Raw genomic sequence first — 17919 nt, 5'->3', positions numbered from 1 at the left:
GGATAGCCCATACGACGCCCATAAAAAAAGGGCGCCAACCGGCGCCCCCCTTTTTATCTTGATCGCACAAGAAGCGATGAATCACTTCTTGTCGCGGCGCTTCTTGTCGGCTTTCTTGTGGTGCGACATCAAACGACGCTTCTTGTTGACCTGACGGTCGGTCAGCGTGGTTTTGTTGCCTTCGTACGGGTTCTCGCCGCCCTTGAACTCGATACGGATCGGCGTACCGACCAGCTTCAGCACACGGCGGTAAGTGTTCTCCAGATAGCGCACATACGACTTGGGCACTTTCTCGATCTGGTTACCGTGGATCACGATGATCGGCGGGTTGGCCCCCCCCAAGTGAGCGTAACGCAGCTTGATCCGGCGGTTGTTGACCATCGGTGGCGCGTGCTCGCCAACCGCGTCTTCCAGAATCTGGGTCAGGCGGTTGGTCGGCCAGCGGGTGACCGCCGACTTGAACGAGTTCTGTACGGACGCGTAAAGGTTGCCCACGCCCGTGCCGTGCAGAGCCGAGATGAAGTGGATATCGGCGTAATCAACGAAGAACAGTCGACGTTGCAGCTCGACCTTCACGAAGTCGCGCTCGCTCGGCGTCATGCCGTCCCACTTGTTAATGGCAATAACCAGCGCACGACCGGACTCAATGGCAAAACCCAAGAGGTTGAGGTCGTGATCGACCACGCCTTCGCGGGCGTCCATCACGAAGATCACCACGTTGGCGTCTTTGATCGCTTGCAGGGTTTTGACCACGGAGAACTTTTCGACTTCTTCGTGGATCTTGCCGCGCTTGCGAACACCGGCGGTGTCGATCAGCGTGTACTTCTCTTCATTGCGTTCGAACGGAATGTAGATACTGTCGCGCGTGGTGCCGGGTTGGTCGTAGACGATTACCCGGTCTTCACCGAGCATGCGGTTGACCAGAGTCGACTTGCCGACGTTCGGACGGCCGATGATGGCGATCTTGATCCCGTCTTTTTCGCTCGGGCCAGGAATGCGCTTGGCTTCCTCGCCTTCGGCAACGACTTCTTCTTCGCCGTCCTCCGGCTCTTCTTCGTCTCTCGGGAAATCACCCAAGGCGATTTCCAGCATCTGAGTGATGCCACGGCCGTGAGCACCGGCGATCGGAATCGCGTGGCCCATACCCAACGGAGCAAATTCAGCGCGGGCCATTTCCGGGTCGATGTTGTCGACCTTGTTGGCAACCACGTAGGAGCGCTTGTTACGTTTGCGCAAGTGTTCGGCGATCATCTGGTCGGCGGCGGTAAAACCGGCCTTGGCATCTACCAGGAACAGCACAACATCAGCTTCTTCAATGGCCAGCAGCGACTGCTCGGCCATTTTTTCGTCCATACCGTGCTCGTCACCGGAGATACCACCGGTGTCGACCAGAATGTAGGAACGCCCTTGCCACTTGGCCTCACCGTACTGGCGATCACGGGTCAGACCGGACAAGTCGCCGACGATGGCGTCACGAGTCCTGGTCAGGCGGTTGAACAAGGTGGATTTGCCGACGTTCGGTCGGCCCACCAGGGCGATTACGGGAACCATGCGGCTCTCCACTTCGTTATTTCAGAAAATACAAAAGCCGCTGCGAGGCAGCGGCTGGTGCTCGGGGCAACACTGTGGGGGCGAACAGGTTCACTCCCACAAGTGAAGCTGCCTGGGGTGTTATCCCCAAGCATAGTTGTTACTTGATGGTCAGGGCTTCCAGTTTGCCGCTGTTGCCATACACATAAATCGTGTCACCCACCACCAGCGGACGGGCGCGAAGGCCGTCGCTGTCGATGCGCTCACGGCCGACGAATCGACCGTCCACCTGACTCAACAGGTGCAGGTAACCTTCCATGTCGCCGACTGCAACGTAGCTGGAGAACACTTCCGGCGCCGACAGTTGACGGCGAGCCAGCGAATCGTTGCTCCACAATGCAGTGGTGGAACGTTCGTCGACGCCTTCAACTGTGCCCGATGCCAAGCTGACATAGACGCTGCCGAAACCCTGGGCAATACCGGCGTAGCTCGACGCATCGCGCTGCCAGAGTTGACGACCGCTCTCCAGATCCAGTGCCGCAACACGGCCCTGATAGCTGGCAACGTAAAGCGTACCGCCGGAAAGCAGCAGACCGCCGTCGATGTCGACTACGCGCTCCAGTTCCGAACGACCCTGTGGAATCGCGATCCGTTGTTCCCAGACCGGCACACCGTTGGAAATGTCCACAGCAACCACTTTACCGGTCGACAAGCCAGCCACCGCGAGGCGGTTGGTCACGATCGGCGCACTGGTACCACGCAGTGTCAGTACGGCCGGCGTGCTGTCATACACCCAGCGTTGAGTACCGGTGGAGGCATCCAGGCCGACCAGACGATCGTCCTGAGTCTGCACCACGACCACGTCGCCGTTGTTGGCCGGCGGGGCGAGGACTTCGCTGTTCACGCGAGCATGCCACTTCTCTTCACCGGTGACGGTGTCCAGAGCAACGACTTCGCCTTGCAGCGTGCCAACCAGAACCAGACCGTAACCAACGCCTACGGCGCCGGAGACAGGCAGTTCAAGATCTTTTTTCCACTTCACGTCGCCGTTGCTGCGATCCATCGCCATCACGATGCCGGTTACATCGGCAGCGTAAATGGTGTCACCGTCAACCGCTGGCACCAGCATGTTGTAGGTTTCGCCCTGACCATCACCAATCGAACGACTCCACTGCTTTTGCAGAACCACTTCTTCTTTGAAGTCGGTCAGTTCAGCCGGTGGCAATTCTTTTTTGCTGTTGCTGCTGCAACCCGCGGCCAGAAGGGCCAGAGCCAGCAATGCTGCATGCTTCCAACGGATCACGTCACGCATCCCCTTTGGCCAGGTCGTCGAGTTTGATTTGAAGGCCACCGACTGCCGCTTCATCCGACAGTGCTGCCTTGGCTTTTTGATACGCCTTGTTCGCGTCATCGGTACGACCCAACTGCACCAGCAAGTCGCCCTTGAGCTCTTCGCGAGTGGCCAGGAACGCTTTATCGGCATCGCCGTCGAGCAGTTTCAGAGCGTCATCGGCCTTGTTCTGCGCACCCAGCACTTGCGCCAGACGCTGACGGGCGATTTCGCCGAGCGCCGGGTTGGCCGGTTTGTCGACAATGGCTTTCAGTTCCATCGCTGCGTCATCGAGCTTGCCGCTGTCGACTGCAACCTTGGCCACGAACAGGCTGCCGTACTGCGCGTAGGCAGTACCGCCGAATTCACTGTTGAGCTTGCCGGCCAGATCCGCAACGCGGGCAGTATCAGGCTTGCCATCAGGCGTCAGTGTGGTTTCCAGCAGTTGCTGATAGAGCACCGAGGCGCCTTGCGACTGGTTGCTCTGATACTTGTGATAAGCCTGCCAGCCGAACACGATGACCAGCGCCAACAGGCCGCCGGTGACCAGAGGTTTGCCGTTGCGTGTCCACCAGTCCTTCAAATCCGCCAACTGTTCGTCTTCGGTACTCGACACCCCAATACTCCTTAATCGCTAAATCGGCTGTTTAGACAGCTTCAACCCTGCACGACGCAGGTGGCCAGGTGAGCGGCGAGCGCATCCCAGGCAATGCTTTGTTGTTCGCCCTGGCCACGCAGGGGTTTGAAACCTACCACTTGCTGGGCCATTTCGTCGTCACCCAGGATCAGTGCGTACAGTGCACCGCTCTTGTCGGCTTTCTTGAACTGGCTTTTGAAGCTACCGGCGCCGGCATTGACTTGCAGACGCAGGTTTGGAAGTTGATCGCGAACACGCTCGACCAGCGCCAGAGCGGCCAACTCGGCCTCTTCACCGAAGGCACAGAGATAGACGTCGACCTGACGGGAGATTTCTTCCGGGATCTGTTCCAGGGTTTCGAGCATCAGCACCAGACGCTCGATGCCCATGGCGAAACCAACGCCTGTGGTCGGCTTGCCGCCCATCTGCTCAACCAGACCGTCGTAACGGCCACCCGCGCACACGGTGCCTTGGGCACCGAGCTTGTCGGTGACCCATTCGAAAACGGTTTTGCTGTAGTAATCAAGGCCTCGAACCAGCTTGGGGTTGAGCACGTAAGGAATGCCAACGGCGTCCAGACGGGCCTTCAGGCCTTCGAAGTGGGCACGGGACTCGTCGTCCAGGTAGTCAGCCATTTTCGGCGCATCGACCAACACGGCTTGAGTGTCGGCATTTTTGGTGTCGAGCACCCGCAGCGGGTTGGTTTTCAAGCGACGCTGGCTGTCTTCGTCGAGCTTGTCGTGGTGCGCCGAGAGGTACTCGACCAGCGCTTCACGATAACGACCACGGGACTCGCTGGTACCCAGGCTGTTGAGTTCGAGTTTGACGGCGTCCCGAATACCCAGTTCGCCCCACAGGCGCCAGGTCATGATGATGAGTTCGGCGTCGATGTCCGGACCGTCGAGGTTGAACACCTCCAGACCGATCTGATGGAACTGGCGATAACGCCCCTTCTGCGGACGCTCGTGGCGGAACATCGGGCCGATGTACCAGAGTTTTTGTACCTGGCCGCCACCGGTGATGCCGTGCTCGAGCACTGCACGCACGCACGCTGCGGTACCTTCCGGACGCAAGGTCAGGGAGTCGCCGTTGCGGTCTTCGAAGGTGTACATCTCTTTTTCAACGATGTCGGTGACTTCACCGATCGAGCGCTTGAACAGCTCGGTGAACTCGACGATCGGCATGCGGATCTGCTTGTAACCGTAGTTATCCAGCAGACGCGCAACAGTGCTCTCGAAATAACGCCACAGCGGGGTCTGTTCGGGCAGGATGTCGTTCATGCCACGAATGGCTTGCAATGACTTGCTCACTTTAAATCCTTAAATTCGTTCGGCTCTACAGTCAGGCTCAACCGCGCGCGATAACCGCAGCGTCAGCTTCGACCTTCTCGGCCGCTTTCTGGCGGATCAGCTTTTCCAGCTCATCCACCAGATTGTCATTCGTCAGTTTCTGCGACGGTTTGCCGTCGATGTAAATCAGGTTTGGCGTGCCGCCGGTCAAGCCGATATGGGCTTCCTTGGCCTCGCCGGGGCCGTTGACCACGCAACCGATCACCGCGACATCCAGCGGCACCAGCAGGTCTTCAAGGCGCCCTTCCAGCTCGTTCATGGTCTTGACCACATCGAAGTTCTGCCGCGAGCAACTCGGGCAGGCGATGAAGTTGATTCCACGGGAACGCAGGTGCAAAGACTTGAGAATGTCGTAGCCGACCTTCACTTCCTCGACCGGGTCGGCCGCCAGCGAGATGCGGATAGTATCGCCAATCCCCTCGGCGAGCAGCATACCTAGGCCCACGGCGGATTTCACTGTACCCGAACGCAATCCACCCGCTTCGGTGATCCCCAGGTGCAGTGGCTGAACGATTTCTTTTGCCAGCAGACGGTAGGCCTCGACGGCCATGAATACGTCGGAGGCCTTCACGCTGACCTTGAAGTCCTGGAAATTCAGGCGTTCGAGGTGCTCGACGTGACGCAGCGCGGATTCAACCAGTGCAGCGGGGGTGGGCTCGCCGTATTTCTTTTGCAGGTCTTTTTCCAGGGAACCGGCGTTAACGCCGATGCGAATCGGGATCCCGCGGTCACGGGCGGCGTCAACCACCGCGCGCACGCGGTCTTCACGACCGATATTGCCCGGGTTGATACGCAGGCAGTCCACACCCAGTTCGGCTACGCGCAAAGCGATCCTGTAGTCGAAGTGGATGTCGGCAACCAGGGGCACCTTGACCAGTTGCTTGATCTTGCCGAACGCCTCGGCAGCGTCCATGTCTGGCACCGAGACGCGGACGATGTCGACGCCGGCAGCTTCAAGACGGTTGATTTGCGCAACAGTGGCCGCAACATCATTGGTGTCGCTGTTGGTCATGCTCTGCACAGCGATAGGCGCATCGCCGCCTACCGGTACGTTACCGACCCAGATCTTGCGCGAGACGCGACGTTTGATTGGTGATTCGCCGTGCATGACTTATTGACCCAACTTCAGGCGAGCAGTCTCGCCACTGGTGAACGGAGCGATATCGACCGGTTGGCCGTTGTAGCTGACCTGCGCGGCGCGGGCAACACCCAGGCGCACAGCAAGCGGCGGCTTGCCGGAAACAGATACGCTGTCGCCTTTATGCTTCAGACCACTGAACAGAACCTTGCCACGACCATCGGTCACTTGTGCCCAGCAATCGCCGGTGAACTGCAACTGCACCTGACCATCGCCGGCAACGGGGGCAGGCGTTTCCTGGGTCGGTGCAGGCGTTGCCAAGGCGACCGGTGCTGTGACAGTCGGCGCTGGCGTGGCCGGTACGCTGGGGGCCGGGGTCGCAACAACTGGCGCGGGCGCGGGAGCGGCCGGTTCAGTTGGAGCGGGTGCCGGGGCGGCGCCTTCAGGGCCGCTCGATTCGGCTGTGGTTTCCGACTGCGGTAGCGCCAGCGCGGTGGTGCCCTCGGCCTGACCTTGCGCAACAGCCTGGTCCTGCGGCTCGTCTATCGGGTGTATCTGGGTGGTGCCGTCGGCGCCTTCGACTTCAACGTGCTCCGATGCCAGGCTGGTCAATTCTTTGGTTCGCAGCGATGTCTGATCCTGCCACCAGACGAAACCACCGCCAATCACCGCGATCAGCAACAGCAGGCAGACGATACGCAAAATGGTGTGGGAAACCCGAACAGGCTCCTCGATACGGCCAAGGGCGTGTACGTTACTGCCTTGGGAGTCGGTGCCGGTGGACTGGTCGAATTGCTGGACCAGAACGGTCTGGTCCATGCCGAGCAATTTGGCATAAGCGCGAATGTAACCGCGTGCGAAGGTATGCCCCGGCAGCTTGTCGAAAGCGCCGGCTTCAAGATTGCTCAGGGAAGTCACAGTGAGGTTGAGCTTGAGGGCCACTTCGGCCAGCGACCAGCCATTGCTTTCGCGTGCCTGGCGCAGGGTCTCACCGGGGTTAACGCGATTCGCTGCTACAACTTCGGGATGCGCCGCTTTCATCATTGCTCCGACAGGTATTGCTGATATTCCGGCGTACCGGGATAGAGTCGTTTTAATTGCAGGCCGTAACTGGCTGCCTTGTCGCGATCTTCAAACACTTTAGCCAGCCGAACGCCAAGCAATAGACTACGTGCATTTTGATCGGTAAGCAGGCTGAAACGGTCGTAATAGTCACGTGCGGGCACATAATGCCTGTCTTCGAAGGACAACTCAGCCATTTCCAGCAATGCGCGCGGTTGTTGACGATTCAATCGCAGCGCCTTTTCCAAATGCTGCTGCGCCAGGTCACGCTCGCCGAGCTTCGATGCTGTCATGCCGAGGTTCTCGAACACACGCGAACGCTCAGGATACAGGGTATCGGCGGCTGCCTGTTCAAAACGCTCGTAGGCTTCTTTATATCGCTGCTCTTCGTAGAGAAAACTGCCGTAATTGTTGAGCGTTCGCGCATCACCCGGACGGGAGGACAACGCCTTGCGAAAATGCTCGTCAGCCAGTTTTGGCTCCATTTCAGCCTGAAATACCAGCCCGAGGGCAGCGTTGGCGTCAGGGTCCGAACTGTCGAGCTCCAGCGCTTTTTTCAGCGGCACTTTGGCCCGCTCGCTCATGCCTTGCTGCAAGTACCCCAACCCCAGTTGCACGTAGGCAGCTCGCGCTTCATCGCGGCCCTTGCTGGTCTTCATCGGGTTGTAGTCACCCGACAGGACACAACCAGCACACAGGCTGGCCAACAGCAACAGCAGCGCAAAGCGCAGGGACATAGAGATCCTCTCTTAGTTAGTGTTCGCGGCGTTCTGTGCCAGATCGCTGTCGGCGCTCAACTCACGCACGGCGATGTAACGTTCGCTGCGACGGGTGCGATCCAGCACCTGCCCTACCAATTGACCACATGCAGCGTCGATGTCTTCACCACGGGTGGTGCGGACAGTGACGTTGAAACCGGCCTGATGCAACTGATCCTGGAAGCGACGGATTGCGTTGTTGCTCGGCCGCTCGTACCCGGAATGCGGGAACGGGTTGAACGGAATCAGGTTGATCTTGCACGGAATGTTCTTCAGCAACTCGACCATCTCAACGGCGTGTTCAACCTTGTCGTTGATATCCTTGAGCAAGGTGTACTCGATGGTCAGCACACGCTTCTCGCCAAGGGCGGACATGTAGCGCTGGCACGACTCGAGCAGCATCTTAAGCGGATATTTCTTGTTGATCGGCACCAATTGGTTACGCAATGCGTCATTCGGTGCGTGCAGGGACAACGCCAGGGATACGTCGATGTGCTTGGCCAGCTCATCGATCATCGGCACCACACCCGACGTGGACAGGGTCACGCGGCGCTTGGAGATCCCGTAGCCAAGGTCATCCATCATCAGATGCATGGCGGCCACGACGTTGTCGAAGTTCAACAGCGGCTCACCCATGCCCATCATCACCACGTTAGTGATGGCACGGTCGACGGTTGCCGGGACGCTGCCGAAAGATTTGTTGGCAATCCACACCTGGCCGATCACTTCGGCGGCGGTGAGGTTGCTGTTGAAGCCTTGCTTGCCGGTGGAGCAGAAACTGCAATCCAGGGCACAGCCTGCCTGGGACGAAACGCACAGAGTGCCGCGTTTGCCCTGGGGAATGTACACGGTCTCGACGCAGCTGCCGGACGCCACGCGCACCACCCACTTACGGGTGCCGTCGCTGGAAATGTCCTCGCTGACCACTTCAGGACCACGGACTTCAGCAATAGCCTTGAGCTTGTCGCGCAAGGCCTTGCTGACGTTCGTCATGGCGTCGAAATCATCGACGCCAAAGTGGTGAATCCATTTCATTACCTGACCGGCACGGAAACGCTTCTCCCCGATTGAGTCGAAGAATTTTTCCATTTCCTGTTGAGTCAGACCCAGCAGGTTGGTTTTTACAGTCGATGTAGTCATGGATTCACCTTCACTCTTAAGCCAATGCTTAGCGAGTGGTTACTTCAGTAGCTGCGAAGAAGTACGAGATTTCACGAGCAGCTGCGGCTTCGGAGTCCGAACCGTGAACAGCGTTGGCGTCGATGGAATCAGCGAAGTCAGCGCGGATGGTACCGGCAGCAGCTTCTTTAGGGTTGGTAGCGCCCATCAGCTCACGGTTCAGAGCGATAGCGTTTTCGCCTTCCAGAACCTGAACAACAACAGGGCCGGAGATCATGAAAGCAACCAGGTCGCCGAAGAAACCACGAGCGCTGTGTTCAGCGTAGAAGCCTTCAGCTTCGGCTTTGGACAGTTGCTTCAGTTTCGAAGCTACAACGCGCAGGCCTGCTTTTTCGAAACGAGTGGTGATCTCGCCGATGACGTTTTTTGCAACAGCGTCAGGCTTGATGATGGAGAAAGTACGTTGAACAGCCATGGTGTAACTCCAGAAACGGTAATTTGCGAAAAATTAAACCCGCGAATTATACGCGGGTTCTTGGGTATTGCCTAACCTGCGAGGACGATCAGTCTACTTCTTCGATCCAGAGCGCCTGAACCGCTTCCAACACCTTCTCGCCGACGCGGCCAGAGGTGTCGTCGAAGTCGGGCAATTCCTTGATCCATTGCTGCAGGTCGACGAAATTCACAGAAAGCGGATCTACATCCGGCTTGGCTTCGGCCAATTCTTCTGCAATGCGTTGAACATCATTCCAACCGTAGCTCATGACAGTCTTACCAGTCAGTGCGGCGCTTCGGCCGCATGGTTAAGCGAATATTTCGGAATCTCGACGGTGATGTCTTCTTCACCCACGATAGCCTGACAGGCCAGACGCGATTGCGCCTCCAGACCCCAGGCACGATCGAGGAAGTCCTCTTCCAGCTCGTCAGCCTCTTCCATCGAGTCAAAACCCTCGCGAATGATGCAGTGGCAAGTGGTGCAGGCGCAAACGCCGCCGCAGGCGCTTTCCATCTCGATATGGTGTTCGTGGGCCAGTTCGAGAATCGATGTGCCGGGCGCAGCCTCGACCACCATGCCTTCAGGGCAGAACTTCTCGTGGGGCAGAAAAATGACCTGCGGCATCAGATATCCTCGATTTCATTCAGGTTGCGCCCCGACAGAGCGGCTTTCACCGTCAAATCCATCCGGCGGGCAGCAAAGGCGTCGGTCACTTGCGACAGACGCTTGGTCTGCTGCTCGATGGCGTAACCATCGGTGCCTTTCATCAGTTCGGCCAGCTCCTGCACCTGCAGGTCGATGACCATGCGCTCTTCGGCGTCGAGCAAACGCTCGCCATCCACCTCAAGAGCGCCCTGCACAGCCTCGATCAGGCGCTGGGCATCCACCTGTTGCTCGCGCAGAACGCGGGCGACCTTATCGTCATTGGCGTGCTGGAACGAATCCTTGAGCATCTTGGCGATTTCGCCGTCGGTCAGACCGTAGGACGGCTTGACCTGAATGCTCGCTTCAACGCCCGACCCCAGTTCACGGGCAGAAACGCTGAGCAGACCGTCAGCATCGACCTGGAAGGTCACGCGAATCTTCGCCGCACCGGCCACCATCGCCGGAATGCCGCGCAATTCGAAGCGCGCCAAGGAGCGGCAGTCGCTGATCAGCTCACGCTCACCCTGCAGTACATGGATCGCCATGGCCGACTGGCCGTCTTTATAAGTGGTGAAATCCTGTGCGCGTGCGACGGGGATGGTGGTGTTGCGCGGGATTACCTTCTCCATCAAGCCACCCATGGTTTCTAGCCCCAGGGACAGCGGAATCACGTCGAGCAGCAGCAGTTCGCCGCCATCGCGCTTGTTGCCAGCCAGTGTGTCGGCCTGGATCGCGGCACCAATGGCCACCACTTGATCCGGGTCGATTTGCGTCAATGGCTGACGACCGAAAGCTTCGGCGACCGCTTCGCGAACGCGTGGAACACGGGTCGAGCCACCGACCATGACCACGGCGTGTACGTCTTCCAGCTCAACACCGGAATCACGAACGGCGCGGCGGCATGCTTTCAGGCTGCGAGCGACCATCGGCTCGATCAGCGCATCGAAAGCTTCGCGGGTCAGCGGCGCTTTCCAGTCACCGTAAGCCACTTCAACAGTCGCCGAGTCGGTCAGGGCTTCTTTGGCTGCGCAAGCAGTTTGCAGCAGATTACGTTGCGCGCCCGGATCGAGATCAGCGGACAAACCCGCACTCTCGATGATCCAGCCGGCAATCGCGTGATCGAAGTCGTCACCGCCCAGCGCGCTGTCGCCGCCAGTGGCCAGGACTTCGAAAACACCGCCGGTCAGACGCAAAATGGAAATATCGAAGGTGCCGCCGCCCAAGTCATAAATCGCGACCAGGCCCTCGGCGTGCTGATCCAGACCGTAAGCCACAGCGGCTGCGGTTGGCTCATTAAGCAGGCGCAGCACATTGAGGCCGGCGAGTTTCGCCGCATCCTTGGTGGCCTGACGCTGAGCATCATCGAAATACGCTGGCACGGTGATCACCGCCCCGACCAACTCGCCACCCAAGGTCGCTTCCGCACGCTGACGCAGCACCTTGAGGATATCGGCCGAGACCTCGACCGGGCTTTTCGGGCCTTGTACGGTATCGATGAACGGCATGTGCGATTCGCCGCCGACAAAGCGATAGGGCAGTTGCTCGCCCAATTGCTTGACGTCGGACAGACCACGCCCCATCAAGCGCTTGACCGACAGCACAGTGTTCAGGGGATCGGAAGCGGCGGCCAATTTGGCCGACTCGCCGACTTCGACGCGATCGGCGTGATAACGCACGGCGGACGGCAGGATGACCTGCCCGTCAGCGTCGGCCAGCGGCTCGGAAAGACCACTGCGCAACGCAGCGACCAGCGAATTGGTAGTGCCCAAGTCAATCCCCACAGCCAGACGACGCTGGTGCGGTTGAGGACTTTGGCCGGGTTCGGCGATCTGCAGTAGGGCCATCGTGATCAGGACTTATCTGTATATCAGGCGTGCGACCGGAGCGGCACTGGGTTAATCGTCGAGGCGCTCTTCTAACTGGCGCACTTCGTAGGTGAGCTTGTCGAGGAACTGCATGCGCCGCATCAGGCGTTCGGCCTGTTCGCGTTGCGCTGCATCATCCCAACAGGCTGCGAAGCTTTCATTGAGTTCTTCCTGAGCCACTTTCAGGCGACGCTTGAATACGGCGACACCGTCCAGGTCGGCGCTGTCCTGAAGGTCTTCGAGCTCTTCGCGCCATTGCATCTGCTGCAAAAGAAACTCGGGGTCGTGGACCGTGACCTCCATCGGCACTTCATGCCCACTGATGGTCAGCAGGTAGCGCGCACGCTGGGCCGGGCTCTTGAGCGTCTGATAAGCGTCATTCAGACGCGCAGACTGCTCAAGAGCCGACCGCTGCTCGCGCTCTGAAGCGTCGGCAAAGCGGTCAGGATGAACGCCACGCGCCAACTCACGATAGCGCGTGGCCAACTGCTCGAGATCCAGACGGAAACTCGGTTGCAGCTCGAATAAAGCGAAATGACAAGGAATACCCACGACAAGCCTCAGATGTTGAAGCTTTCGCCGCAGCCACACTCGCCGCGCACGTTGGGGTTGTTGAACTTGAAGCCTTCGTTCAACCCTTCCTTGACGAAATCGAGCTCGGTGCCGTCCAGGTAGGCCAGGCTTTTGGGGTCGATAATCACTTTTTCACCGTGACTTTCGAACACCTGATCCTCTGCAACCACCTCGTCGACAAACTCCAGCACGTAGGCAAGGCCGGAACAGCCTGTGGTGCGAACACCCAGACGAATCCCTTCACCTTTGCCGCGCCCGTCGAGGGAGCGCCGCACGTGTCGAGCAGCCGCTTCTGTCATGCTGATAGCCATCGGTGACTCCTTACTCGTCGCCAAATCCTGAAAGTCAGATCAAGCCTTTCTTCTGCTTGTAATCGCGAACGGCCGCTTTGATAGCGTCTTCAGCGAGTACCGAGCAGTGAATTTTCACTGGCGGCAGGGCCAGTTCTTCGGCCAACTGAGTGTTTTTGATGGTTTCCGCTTCGTTCAGGGTCTTGCCCTTCATCCACTCGGTAGCGAGGGAGCTGGAAGCGATGGCCGAACCGCAGCCATAGGTCTTGAACTTGGCGTCTTCAATCACGCCCTGATCGTTGACCTTGATCTGCAGACGCATCACGTCGCCGCACGCCGGTGCGCCGACCATGCCAGTGCCGACATCCGGGTCTTCGGCATTCATCTTGCCGACGTTACGCGGGTTTTCGTAGTGGTCGATGACCTTTTCGCTGTAAGCCATGATTCTTAATCCTCACTCATCAGAGAGTCGCTCTTTATGCCCCACAACCTGAGTTGACAGGGCCGGTTCGCGGCGACTTGAAATCAGTGTGCCGCCCACTCGATTTTCGAAATGTCGACACCGTCTTTGTACATGTCCCACAGCGGCGACAGAGCGCGCAGCTTGGTAACGGCCTCGCAGACTTTCTGCGCGGCGTAGTCGATTTCTTCTTCGGTGGTGAAACGGCCGAAGGTGAAGCGGATCGAGCTGTGCGCCAGTTCGTCGTTGCGGCCCAGAGCGCGCAGTACGTACGAAGGCTCAAGCGATGCCGAGGTGCAGGCCGAACCGGACGAAACCGCCAGATCCTTGAGCGCCATGATCAGCGATTCGCCTTCAACGTAGTTGAAGCTCAGGTTCAGGTTGTGCGGAACGCGGGCAGTCAGACTGCCGTTTACGTACAGCTCTTCCAGATGCTCGACCTGCTTGTAGAAACGATCGCTCAAGGCTTTGATACGAACGTTTTCAGCAACCATGTCTTCCTTGGCCACACGGAACGCTTCGCCCATGCCGACGATCTGGTGAGTCGCCAGAGTGCCGGAACGCATGCCGCGCTCGTGACCGCCGCCGTGCATGGTCGCTTCGATGCGCACACGCGGCTTGCGGCTGACGTACAGCGCGCCAATGCCTTTAGGGCCATAGGTTTTGTGGGCCGAGAACGACATCATGTCGACTTTCAGCTTCTGCAGGTCGATCTCGACCTTGCCAGTGGACTGAGCGGCGTCAACGTGGAACAGGATGCCTTTCGAACGAAGCAGTTCGCCGATGGCAGCGATGTCGTTGACGGTGCCGATTTCGTTGTTTACGTGCATGATCGACACGAGGATGGTGTCTTCGCGCAGCGCGGCGTCGATCATCTCAGGAGTGATCAGACCGTCAGCCTGAGGATCGAGGTAGGTCACTTCGAAACCTTCACGCTCCAGTTGGCGCATGGTGTCGAGGACAGCCTTGTGCTCAATTTTGGAGGTGATCAGGTGCTTGCCCTTGGAGGCGTAGAAATGTGCCGCGCCCTTGATTGCCAGGTTATCGGACTCGGTAGCACCGGAAGTCCAGACGATTTCGCGCGGGTCGGCGTTGACCAGGTCGGCCACCTGACGACGGGCATTTTCGACGGACTCTTCAGCCTTCCAGCCGAACACATGGGAACGGGACGCCGGGTTACCGAAGTTTCCGTCGACCAGCAGGCATTCACTCATCTTTTGCGCAACGCGCGGATCGACCGGGGTGGTCGCAGAGTAATCAAGGTAAATCGGCAATTTCATGGACTATCTCCTAAATCAGGCTGGCTGGCGTGCCGCTAGCTCTTTGGCTGTCATTCGACGGCGGACGCTTCAATCTTGTCCAGGTGCTGCGCCTTGCCATTGCAACGACGCTGATCCTGACGCTGGGCTACTTCTTGCACCTCACGGCGAGTCACAAGGTCAGCCAAGCTGATACCGCTCAGAAATTCGTGAATCTGCAGGCTCAGGTCGCACCACAGATGATGGGTCAGACAGGTGTCACCGGAATGGCAATCGCCCTGGCCCTGGCACTTGGTAGCATCGACCGACTCGTTCACCGCATCGATCACCTGAGCAACCTGAATGCCCTGCATGTCGCGGGACAACTGGTAGCCACCGCCCGGACCGCGAACACTGGAAACCAGGTTACTGCGGCGCAGCTTGGCAAAAAGCTGTTCAAGGTAGGACAGGGAGATGCCTTGGCGCTCGGAGATATCGGCCAGAGACACGGGCCCGTGCTGCGCGTGCAAGGCCAGGTCGAGCATGGCGGTCACGGCGTATCGGCCTTTTGTAGTCAGTCGCATGGACAGTTACCACGGAGTTCAGAATGGGCGGGAGTATGCAATTCCCGAGCATTTAAGTCAACTATAAGACCTAGTGCTTTAGTCGGATTTACCCGCAAAAGAGCGCGCGCATCATAGCAAAGGCTGGTGGCGCACAGCCAGACATACCGCGTTATCGTTCTTCGCGAGCGAGACCGCTCCCACAAGGGAATGCAGTGCAACGCTGGCCTGCTCGCGAAGAAAACGACGCGGTTTAGCTCGCCTGACTCTGATCCTTGCCTTTGACGCAGGCAAAGTCTTCTTCACGCAGCTCAGGCAGATCTTTCGCACAGTAACTACTGCCCAGATCCTTCAGCGCGCCGCACATCCCCTCCAGTCGCCCATCCACCGCTTGCAGGTGATCAAGCAACTGACCGATGGCTCGCGCCACCGGGTCAGGCATGTCCTCACTGACACCATAGGCATCGAAGCCGATCTTCTCGGCCATGGCCTTGCGTTTGGCGTCCTGCTCCTCATCGGATTTGACGATGATTCGCCCAGGAATCCCCACAACCGTGGCGCCCGGCGGCACTTCTTTGGTTACCACGGCATTGGAGCCGACCTTGGCACCAGCGCCGACCGTGAACGGGCCGAGCACTTTAGCGCCCGCACCGACGACAACACCATCACCCAACGTCGGATGGCGCTTGCCTTTATTCCAGCTTGTGCCACCCAGGGTCACGCCCTGATAAATGGTTACGTCATCGCCAATCTCGGCGGTTTCGCCAATGACGATCCCCATGCCGTGATCGATAAAGAAGCGTCGACCGACTTTCGCCCCCGGATGAATCTCGATCCCGGTCAACCAGCGACCAAAGTTCGACACCAGACGCGCCAGCCATTTCAGATCATGGCGCCAGAGCATCCCGGCCAATCGGTGAATCCAGATCGCATGCATCCCGGGGTAGCAGGTCAGGACTTCAAAAGCGTTACGCGCCGCCGGGTCTCGATGGAACACACTTTGGATATCTTCACGCAAACGCTCAAACATCATTTAGTCCTTCCGCTTAAGAAGCTCACCACGGGCCGCTTTTTGGGTTTCCGTGAAAATGCCACGCAAAATATTCATTTCCGCCCGGCTGACCGAGCTGCGTCCGTACAACCGGCGCAGGCGCGCCATCAAGTGCCGTGGTTTTTCCGGATCAAGGAATTCGATGGCGACCAGCGTCTGTTCCAGATGCTCATAGAATCGCTCCAACTCATCCATGGTCGCCAGTTCGGCACTTTTCACCGAGGCCACTTCTTCTTTCTCGATCTTGCTCGGCTGACCCTGTGCGGCCAGCCAGACCATGCGCACTTCATAACTCAACACCTGCACCGCCGCGCCGAGGTTCAGCGAACTGAACTCCGGATCGGAGGGGATGTGCACGTGAAAGTGACATCGCTGCAACTCTTCATTGGTCAGGCCGGAATCTTCACGACCGAACACCAGAGCGATTTCGGCACCCTGCCCGGCCTCCTCAACCACTTTGGTGCCGCATTCGCGCGGATCCAGCAGTGGCCACGGAATGCGCCGATCACGAGCACTGGTGCCGAGCACCAGATTGCAGCCGACCAAGGCATCTTCCAAAGTGGCGACGACTTGCGCGTTTTCAAGAATGTCACCGGCACCGGAAGCACGAGCATCGGCTTCGTGGTGCGGGAACAGCCGCGGCTCAACCAGCACCAATCGCGACAGACCCATGTTTTTCATGGCGCGCGCAGCCCCGCCGATGTTGCCGGGGTGGCTGGTATTGACCAGGACGACACGAATGTTCTGCAGCAAGGGAGGCGCTCTCGGACACAGGGAAGGGGTGCAAATCTTACAGAACAGCCTACCGTTAAGCTATGAAAGCGAACAGCGTCCTTCACCTGAAGAAAAGTTCTGATAGAATGCGCGGCTTTCTTTAACAACCTTAGGTGACACATCCATGCAGCCCATGCTGAATATCGCGCTGCGCGCCGCCCGCAGCGCCAGTGAACTGATCTTCCGCTCCATCGAGCGCCTGGATACCATCAAGGTCGACGAAAAAGACGCCAAGGATTATGTATCCGAGGTTGACCGTGCCGCCGAACAGAAAATCATCGACGCCCTGCGCAAGGCTTACCCGAATCACTCGATCCAGGGTGAAGAAACTGGCCTGCACGCCGGCACCGGCATCGAAGGCGAAGAATACCTGTGGATCATTGACCCACTGGACGGCACCACCAACTTCCTGCGCGGCATTCCTCACTTTGCCGTCAGCATCGCCTGCAAATATCGCGGTCGCCTGGAACACGCAGTGGTTCTGGACCCGGTTCGCCAGGAAGAATTCACCGCCAGCCGTGGTCGCGGCGCTCAACTGAACGGTCGTCGCCTGCGCGTCAGCGGTCGTACCAGCCTCGACGGCGCCCTGCTGGGCACCGGCTTCCCGTTCCGGGACGACCAGATGGACAACCTCGACAACTACCTGGGCATGTTCCGCGCTCTGGTGGGTCAAACTGCCGGCATCCGCCGCGCTGGTTCGGCGAGCCTGGACCTGGCTTACGTCGCTGCCGGTCGGTTCGATGCATTCTGGGAGTCGGGCCTGTCCGAGTGGGACATGGCTGCAGGCGCCCTGCTGATTCAAGAAGCCGGCGGTTTGGTGAGCGACTTCACCGGCGGTCACGATTTCCTTGAAAAAGGCCACATCGTTGCCGGCAACACCAAGTGCTTCAAGGCAGTTCTGACGGCGATCCAGCCGCACCTGCCGGCTTCGCTGAAGCGCTAAGCTTTTAGCGAAACGCAAAAAGCACCCTTCGCAGACTGTGTGAAAACACACTGATGAAGGCCCAACAAAACGCCCCGACTTGTTCGGGGCGTTTGTTTTTGTGCGGGCAACAGACGAAAAAAGGCCTTTCAGCCCATTAGCGCCATCAACTGGCGGGC

Annotated in this window: 20 protein-coding genes; 1 reads left to right on the top strand and 19 read right to left on the bottom strand. The window is 58.7% G+C overall.

The genetic code is table 11. From position 1 onward, the window contains the following. Positions 1 to 81: 81 nt before the first annotated feature. The 19 genes from der to trmJ form a co-directional block, all read right to left on the bottom strand. The gene (gene der, locus AACY11_RS23540; RefSeq protein WP_339432831.1) at positions 82 to 1551 is read right to left on the bottom strand and encodes a ribosome biogenesis GTPase Der; all 1470 of its coding nucleotides are present in this window, start codon (positions 1549 to 1551) and stop codon (positions 82 to 84) included. A gap of 139 nt (positions 1552 to 1690) precedes the next feature. After that, positions 1691 to 2842, bottom strand: a complete 1152-nt coding sequence (gene bamB / locus AACY11_RS23535) for an outer membrane protein assembly factor BamB (protein WP_221733379.1) — start codon at positions 2840 to 2842, stop codon at positions 1691 to 1693. Next, the gene (locus AACY11_RS23530; RefSeq protein ID WP_221733378.1) at positions 2835 to 3476 is read right to left on the bottom strand and encodes a tetratricopeptide repeat protein; all 642 of its coding nucleotides are present in this window, start codon (positions 3474 to 3476) and stop codon (positions 2835 to 2837) included. The genes bamB and AACY11_RS23530 overlap by 8 nt, the downstream gene beginning before the upstream one ends. A gap of 41 nt (positions 3477 to 3517) precedes the next feature. After that, positions 3518 to 4807 (bottom strand): histidine--tRNA ligase, encoded by a 1290-nt coding sequence (gene hisS / locus AACY11_RS23525; protein WP_339495817.1) that lies wholly within the window; start codon positions 4805 to 4807, stop codon positions 3518 to 3520. A gap of 37 nt (positions 4808 to 4844) precedes the next feature. Then, a complete protein-coding gene (ispG, locus tag AACY11_RS23520; RefSeq protein ID WP_064589068.1) occupies positions 4845 to 5954 on the bottom strand; it encodes a flavodoxin-dependent (E)-4-hydroxy-3-methylbut-2-enyl-diphosphate synthase in 1110 nt (369 codons plus the stop codon). 3 nt (positions 5955 to 5957) lie between these two features. Then, positions 5958 to 6965 (bottom strand): RodZ family helix-turn-helix domain-containing protein, encoded by a 1008-nt coding sequence (locus tag AACY11_RS23515; RefSeq protein WP_339432829.1) that lies wholly within the window; start codon positions 6963 to 6965, stop codon positions 5958 to 5960. Beyond that, entirely contained in the window at positions 6965 to 7723 is a 759-nt protein-coding gene (gene pilW / locus AACY11_RS23510; protein WP_339432828.1) for a type IV pilus biogenesis/stability protein PilW, read from the bottom strand. The genes AACY11_RS23515 and pilW overlap by 1 nt, the downstream gene beginning before the upstream one ends. Positions 7724 to 7735: 12 nt before the next feature. After that, the gene (rlmN, locus tag AACY11_RS23505) at positions 7736 to 8884 is read right to left on the bottom strand and encodes a 23S rRNA (adenine(2503)-C(2))-methyltransferase RlmN (RefSeq protein ID WP_339432827.1); all 1149 of its coding nucleotides are present in this window, start codon (positions 8882 to 8884) and stop codon (positions 7736 to 7738) included. 28 nt (positions 8885 to 8912) lie between these two features. Beyond that, positions 8913 to 9338 carry a nucleoside-diphosphate kinase gene (ndk, locus tag AACY11_RS23500; RefSeq protein WP_007916882.1) on the bottom strand — a complete coding sequence of 142 codons (426 nt, stop codon included), beginning with the start codon at positions 9336 to 9338 and terminating at the stop codon, positions 8913 to 8915. An 88-nt stretch (positions 9339 to 9426) separates the two neighbouring features. Further along, positions 9427 to 9627, bottom strand: coding sequence for a Fe-S cluster assembly protein IscX (gene iscX, locus AACY11_RS23495; RefSeq protein ID WP_339432826.1), 201 nt, complete (start codon positions 9625 to 9627; stop codon positions 9427 to 9429). A 14-nt stretch (positions 9628 to 9641) separates the two neighbouring features. Next, positions 9642 to 9983 carry an ISC system 2Fe-2S type ferredoxin gene (gene fdx, locus AACY11_RS23490; RefSeq protein ID WP_007916885.1) on the bottom strand — a complete coding sequence of 114 codons (342 nt, stop codon included), beginning with the start codon at positions 9981 to 9983 and terminating at the stop codon, positions 9642 to 9644. Beyond that, complete coding sequence (gene hscA, locus AACY11_RS23485; protein ID WP_339465869.1) at positions 9983 to 11848, bottom strand: Fe-S protein assembly chaperone HscA; 1866 nt, start codon at positions 11846 to 11848, stop codon at positions 9983 to 9985. Before hscA ends, fdx begins: the two co-directional genes overlap by 1 nt. Positions 11849 to 11899: 51 nt before the next feature. After that, positions 11900 to 12421, bottom strand: a complete 522-nt coding sequence (gene hscB / locus AACY11_RS23480) for a co-chaperone HscB (protein WP_008084660.1) — start codon at positions 12419 to 12421, stop codon at positions 11900 to 11902. Between the two features lie 8 nt (positions 12422 to 12429). Next, a complete protein-coding gene (iscA, locus tag AACY11_RS23475; RefSeq protein ID WP_003227904.1) occupies positions 12430 to 12753 on the bottom strand; it encodes an iron-sulfur cluster assembly protein IscA in 324 nt (107 codons plus the stop codon). 34 nt (positions 12754 to 12787) lie between these two features. After that, positions 12788 to 13174: a Fe-S cluster assembly scaffold IscU gene (iscU, locus tag AACY11_RS23470; protein ID WP_339495816.1), complete on the bottom strand. Its 387-nt coding sequence runs from the start codon at positions 13172 to 13174 to the stop codon at positions 12788 to 12790. A gap of 83 nt (positions 13175 to 13257) precedes the next feature. Beyond that, positions 13258 to 14472 carry an IscS subfamily cysteine desulfurase gene (locus AACY11_RS23465; RefSeq protein ID WP_339495815.1) on the bottom strand — a complete coding sequence of 405 codons (1215 nt, stop codon included), beginning with the start codon at positions 14470 to 14472 and terminating at the stop codon, positions 13258 to 13260. Positions 14473 to 14522: 50 nt separating this feature from the next. Then, entirely contained in the window at positions 14523 to 15014 is a 492-nt protein-coding gene (iscR, locus tag AACY11_RS23460; RefSeq protein ID WP_009045442.1) for a Fe-S cluster assembly transcriptional regulator IscR, read from the bottom strand. 232 nt (positions 15015 to 15246) lie between these two features. Beyond that, complete coding sequence (gene cysE, locus AACY11_RS23455; protein WP_339432824.1) at positions 15247 to 16023, bottom strand: serine O-acetyltransferase; 777 nt, start codon at positions 16021 to 16023, stop codon at positions 15247 to 15249. Positions 16024 to 16026: 3 nt separating this feature from the next. Continuing rightward, positions 16027 to 16797, bottom strand: coding sequence for a tRNA (cytosine(32)/uridine(32)-2'-O)-methyltransferase TrmJ (gene trmJ / locus AACY11_RS23450; protein WP_339495814.1), 771 nt, complete (start codon positions 16795 to 16797; stop codon positions 16027 to 16029). A gap of 145 nt (positions 16798 to 16942) precedes the next feature. Between trmJ and suhB the strand changes: the two genes are divergently transcribed. Continuing rightward, the gene (suhB, locus tag AACY11_RS23445) at positions 16943 to 17761 is read left to right on the top strand and encodes a type III secretion system regulator SuhB (protein ID WP_016773320.1); all 819 of its coding nucleotides are present in this window, start codon (positions 16943 to 16945) and stop codon (positions 17759 to 17761) included. The last annotated feature ends 158 nt before the right edge of the window (positions 17762 to 17919 follow it).

The organism is Pseudomonas sp. RA_105y_Pfl2_P56 (assembly GCF_963970845.1).
In the GTDB taxonomy this organism is placed as follows: Bacteria; Pseudomonadota; Gammaproteobacteria; order Pseudomonadales; family Pseudomonadaceae; genus Aquipseudomonas; species Aquipseudomonas baetica_A.
This window is presented reverse-complemented; position numbering and strand designations above follow the sequence as displayed.

Coding starts and splice junctions, on each gene's coding strand:
- ispG (WP_064589068.1), bottom strand. CDS start 5,954: ATGCACGGCGAATCACCAATCAAACGTCGCGTCTCGCGCAAGATCTGG.
- suhB (WP_016773320.1), top strand. CDS start 16,943: ATGCAGCCCATGCTGAATATCGCGCTGCGCGCCGCCCGCAGCGCCAGT.
- iscA (WP_003227904.1), bottom strand. CDS start 12,753: ATGGCTATCAGCATGACAGAAGCGGCTGCTCGACACGTGCGGCGCTCC.
- AACY11_RS23515 (WP_339432829.1), bottom strand. CDS start 6,965: ATGAAAGCGGCGCATCCCGAAGTTGTAGCAGCGAATCGCGTTAACCCC.
- AACY11_RS23465 (WP_339495815.1), bottom strand. CDS start 14,472: ATGAAATTGCCGATTTACCTTGATTACTCTGCGACCACCCCGGTCGAT.
- iscU (WP_339495816.1), bottom strand. CDS start 13,174: ATGGCTTACAGCGAAAAGGTCATCGACCACTACGAAAACCCGCGTAAC.
- fdx (WP_007916885.1), bottom strand. CDS start 9,983: ATGCCGCAGGTCATTTTTCTGCCCCACGAGAAGTTCTGCCCTGAAGGC.
- iscX (WP_339432826.1), bottom strand. CDS start 9,627: ATGAGCTACGGTTGGAATGATGTTCAACGCATTGCAGAAGAATTGGCC.
- iscR (WP_009045442.1), bottom strand. CDS start 15,014: ATGCGACTGACTACAAAAGGCCGATACGCCGTGACCGCCATGCTCGAC.
- der (WP_339432831.1), bottom strand. CDS start 1,551: ATGGTTCCCGTAATCGCCCTGGTGGGCCGACCGAACGTCGGCAAATCC.
- pilW (WP_339432828.1), bottom strand. CDS start 7,723: ATGTCCCTGCGCTTTGCGCTGCTGTTGCTGTTGGCCAGCCTGTGTGCT.
- cysE (WP_339432824.1), bottom strand. CDS start 16,023: ATGTTTGAGCGTTTGCGTGAAGATATCCAAAGTGTGTTCCATCGAGAC.
- hscA (WP_339465869.1), bottom strand. CDS start 11,848: ATGGCCCTACTGCAGATCGCCGAACCCGGCCAAAGTCCTCAACCGCAC.
- rlmN (WP_339432827.1), bottom strand. CDS start 8,884: ATGACTACATCGACTGTAAAAACCAACCTGCTGGGTCTGACTCAACAG.
- bamB (WP_221733379.1), bottom strand. CDS start 2,842: ATGCGTGACGTGATCCGTTGGAAGCATGCAGCATTGCTGGCTCTGGCC.
- ndk (WP_007916882.1), bottom strand. CDS start 9,338: ATGGCTGTTCAACGTACTTTCTCCATCATCAAGCCTGACGCTGTTGCA.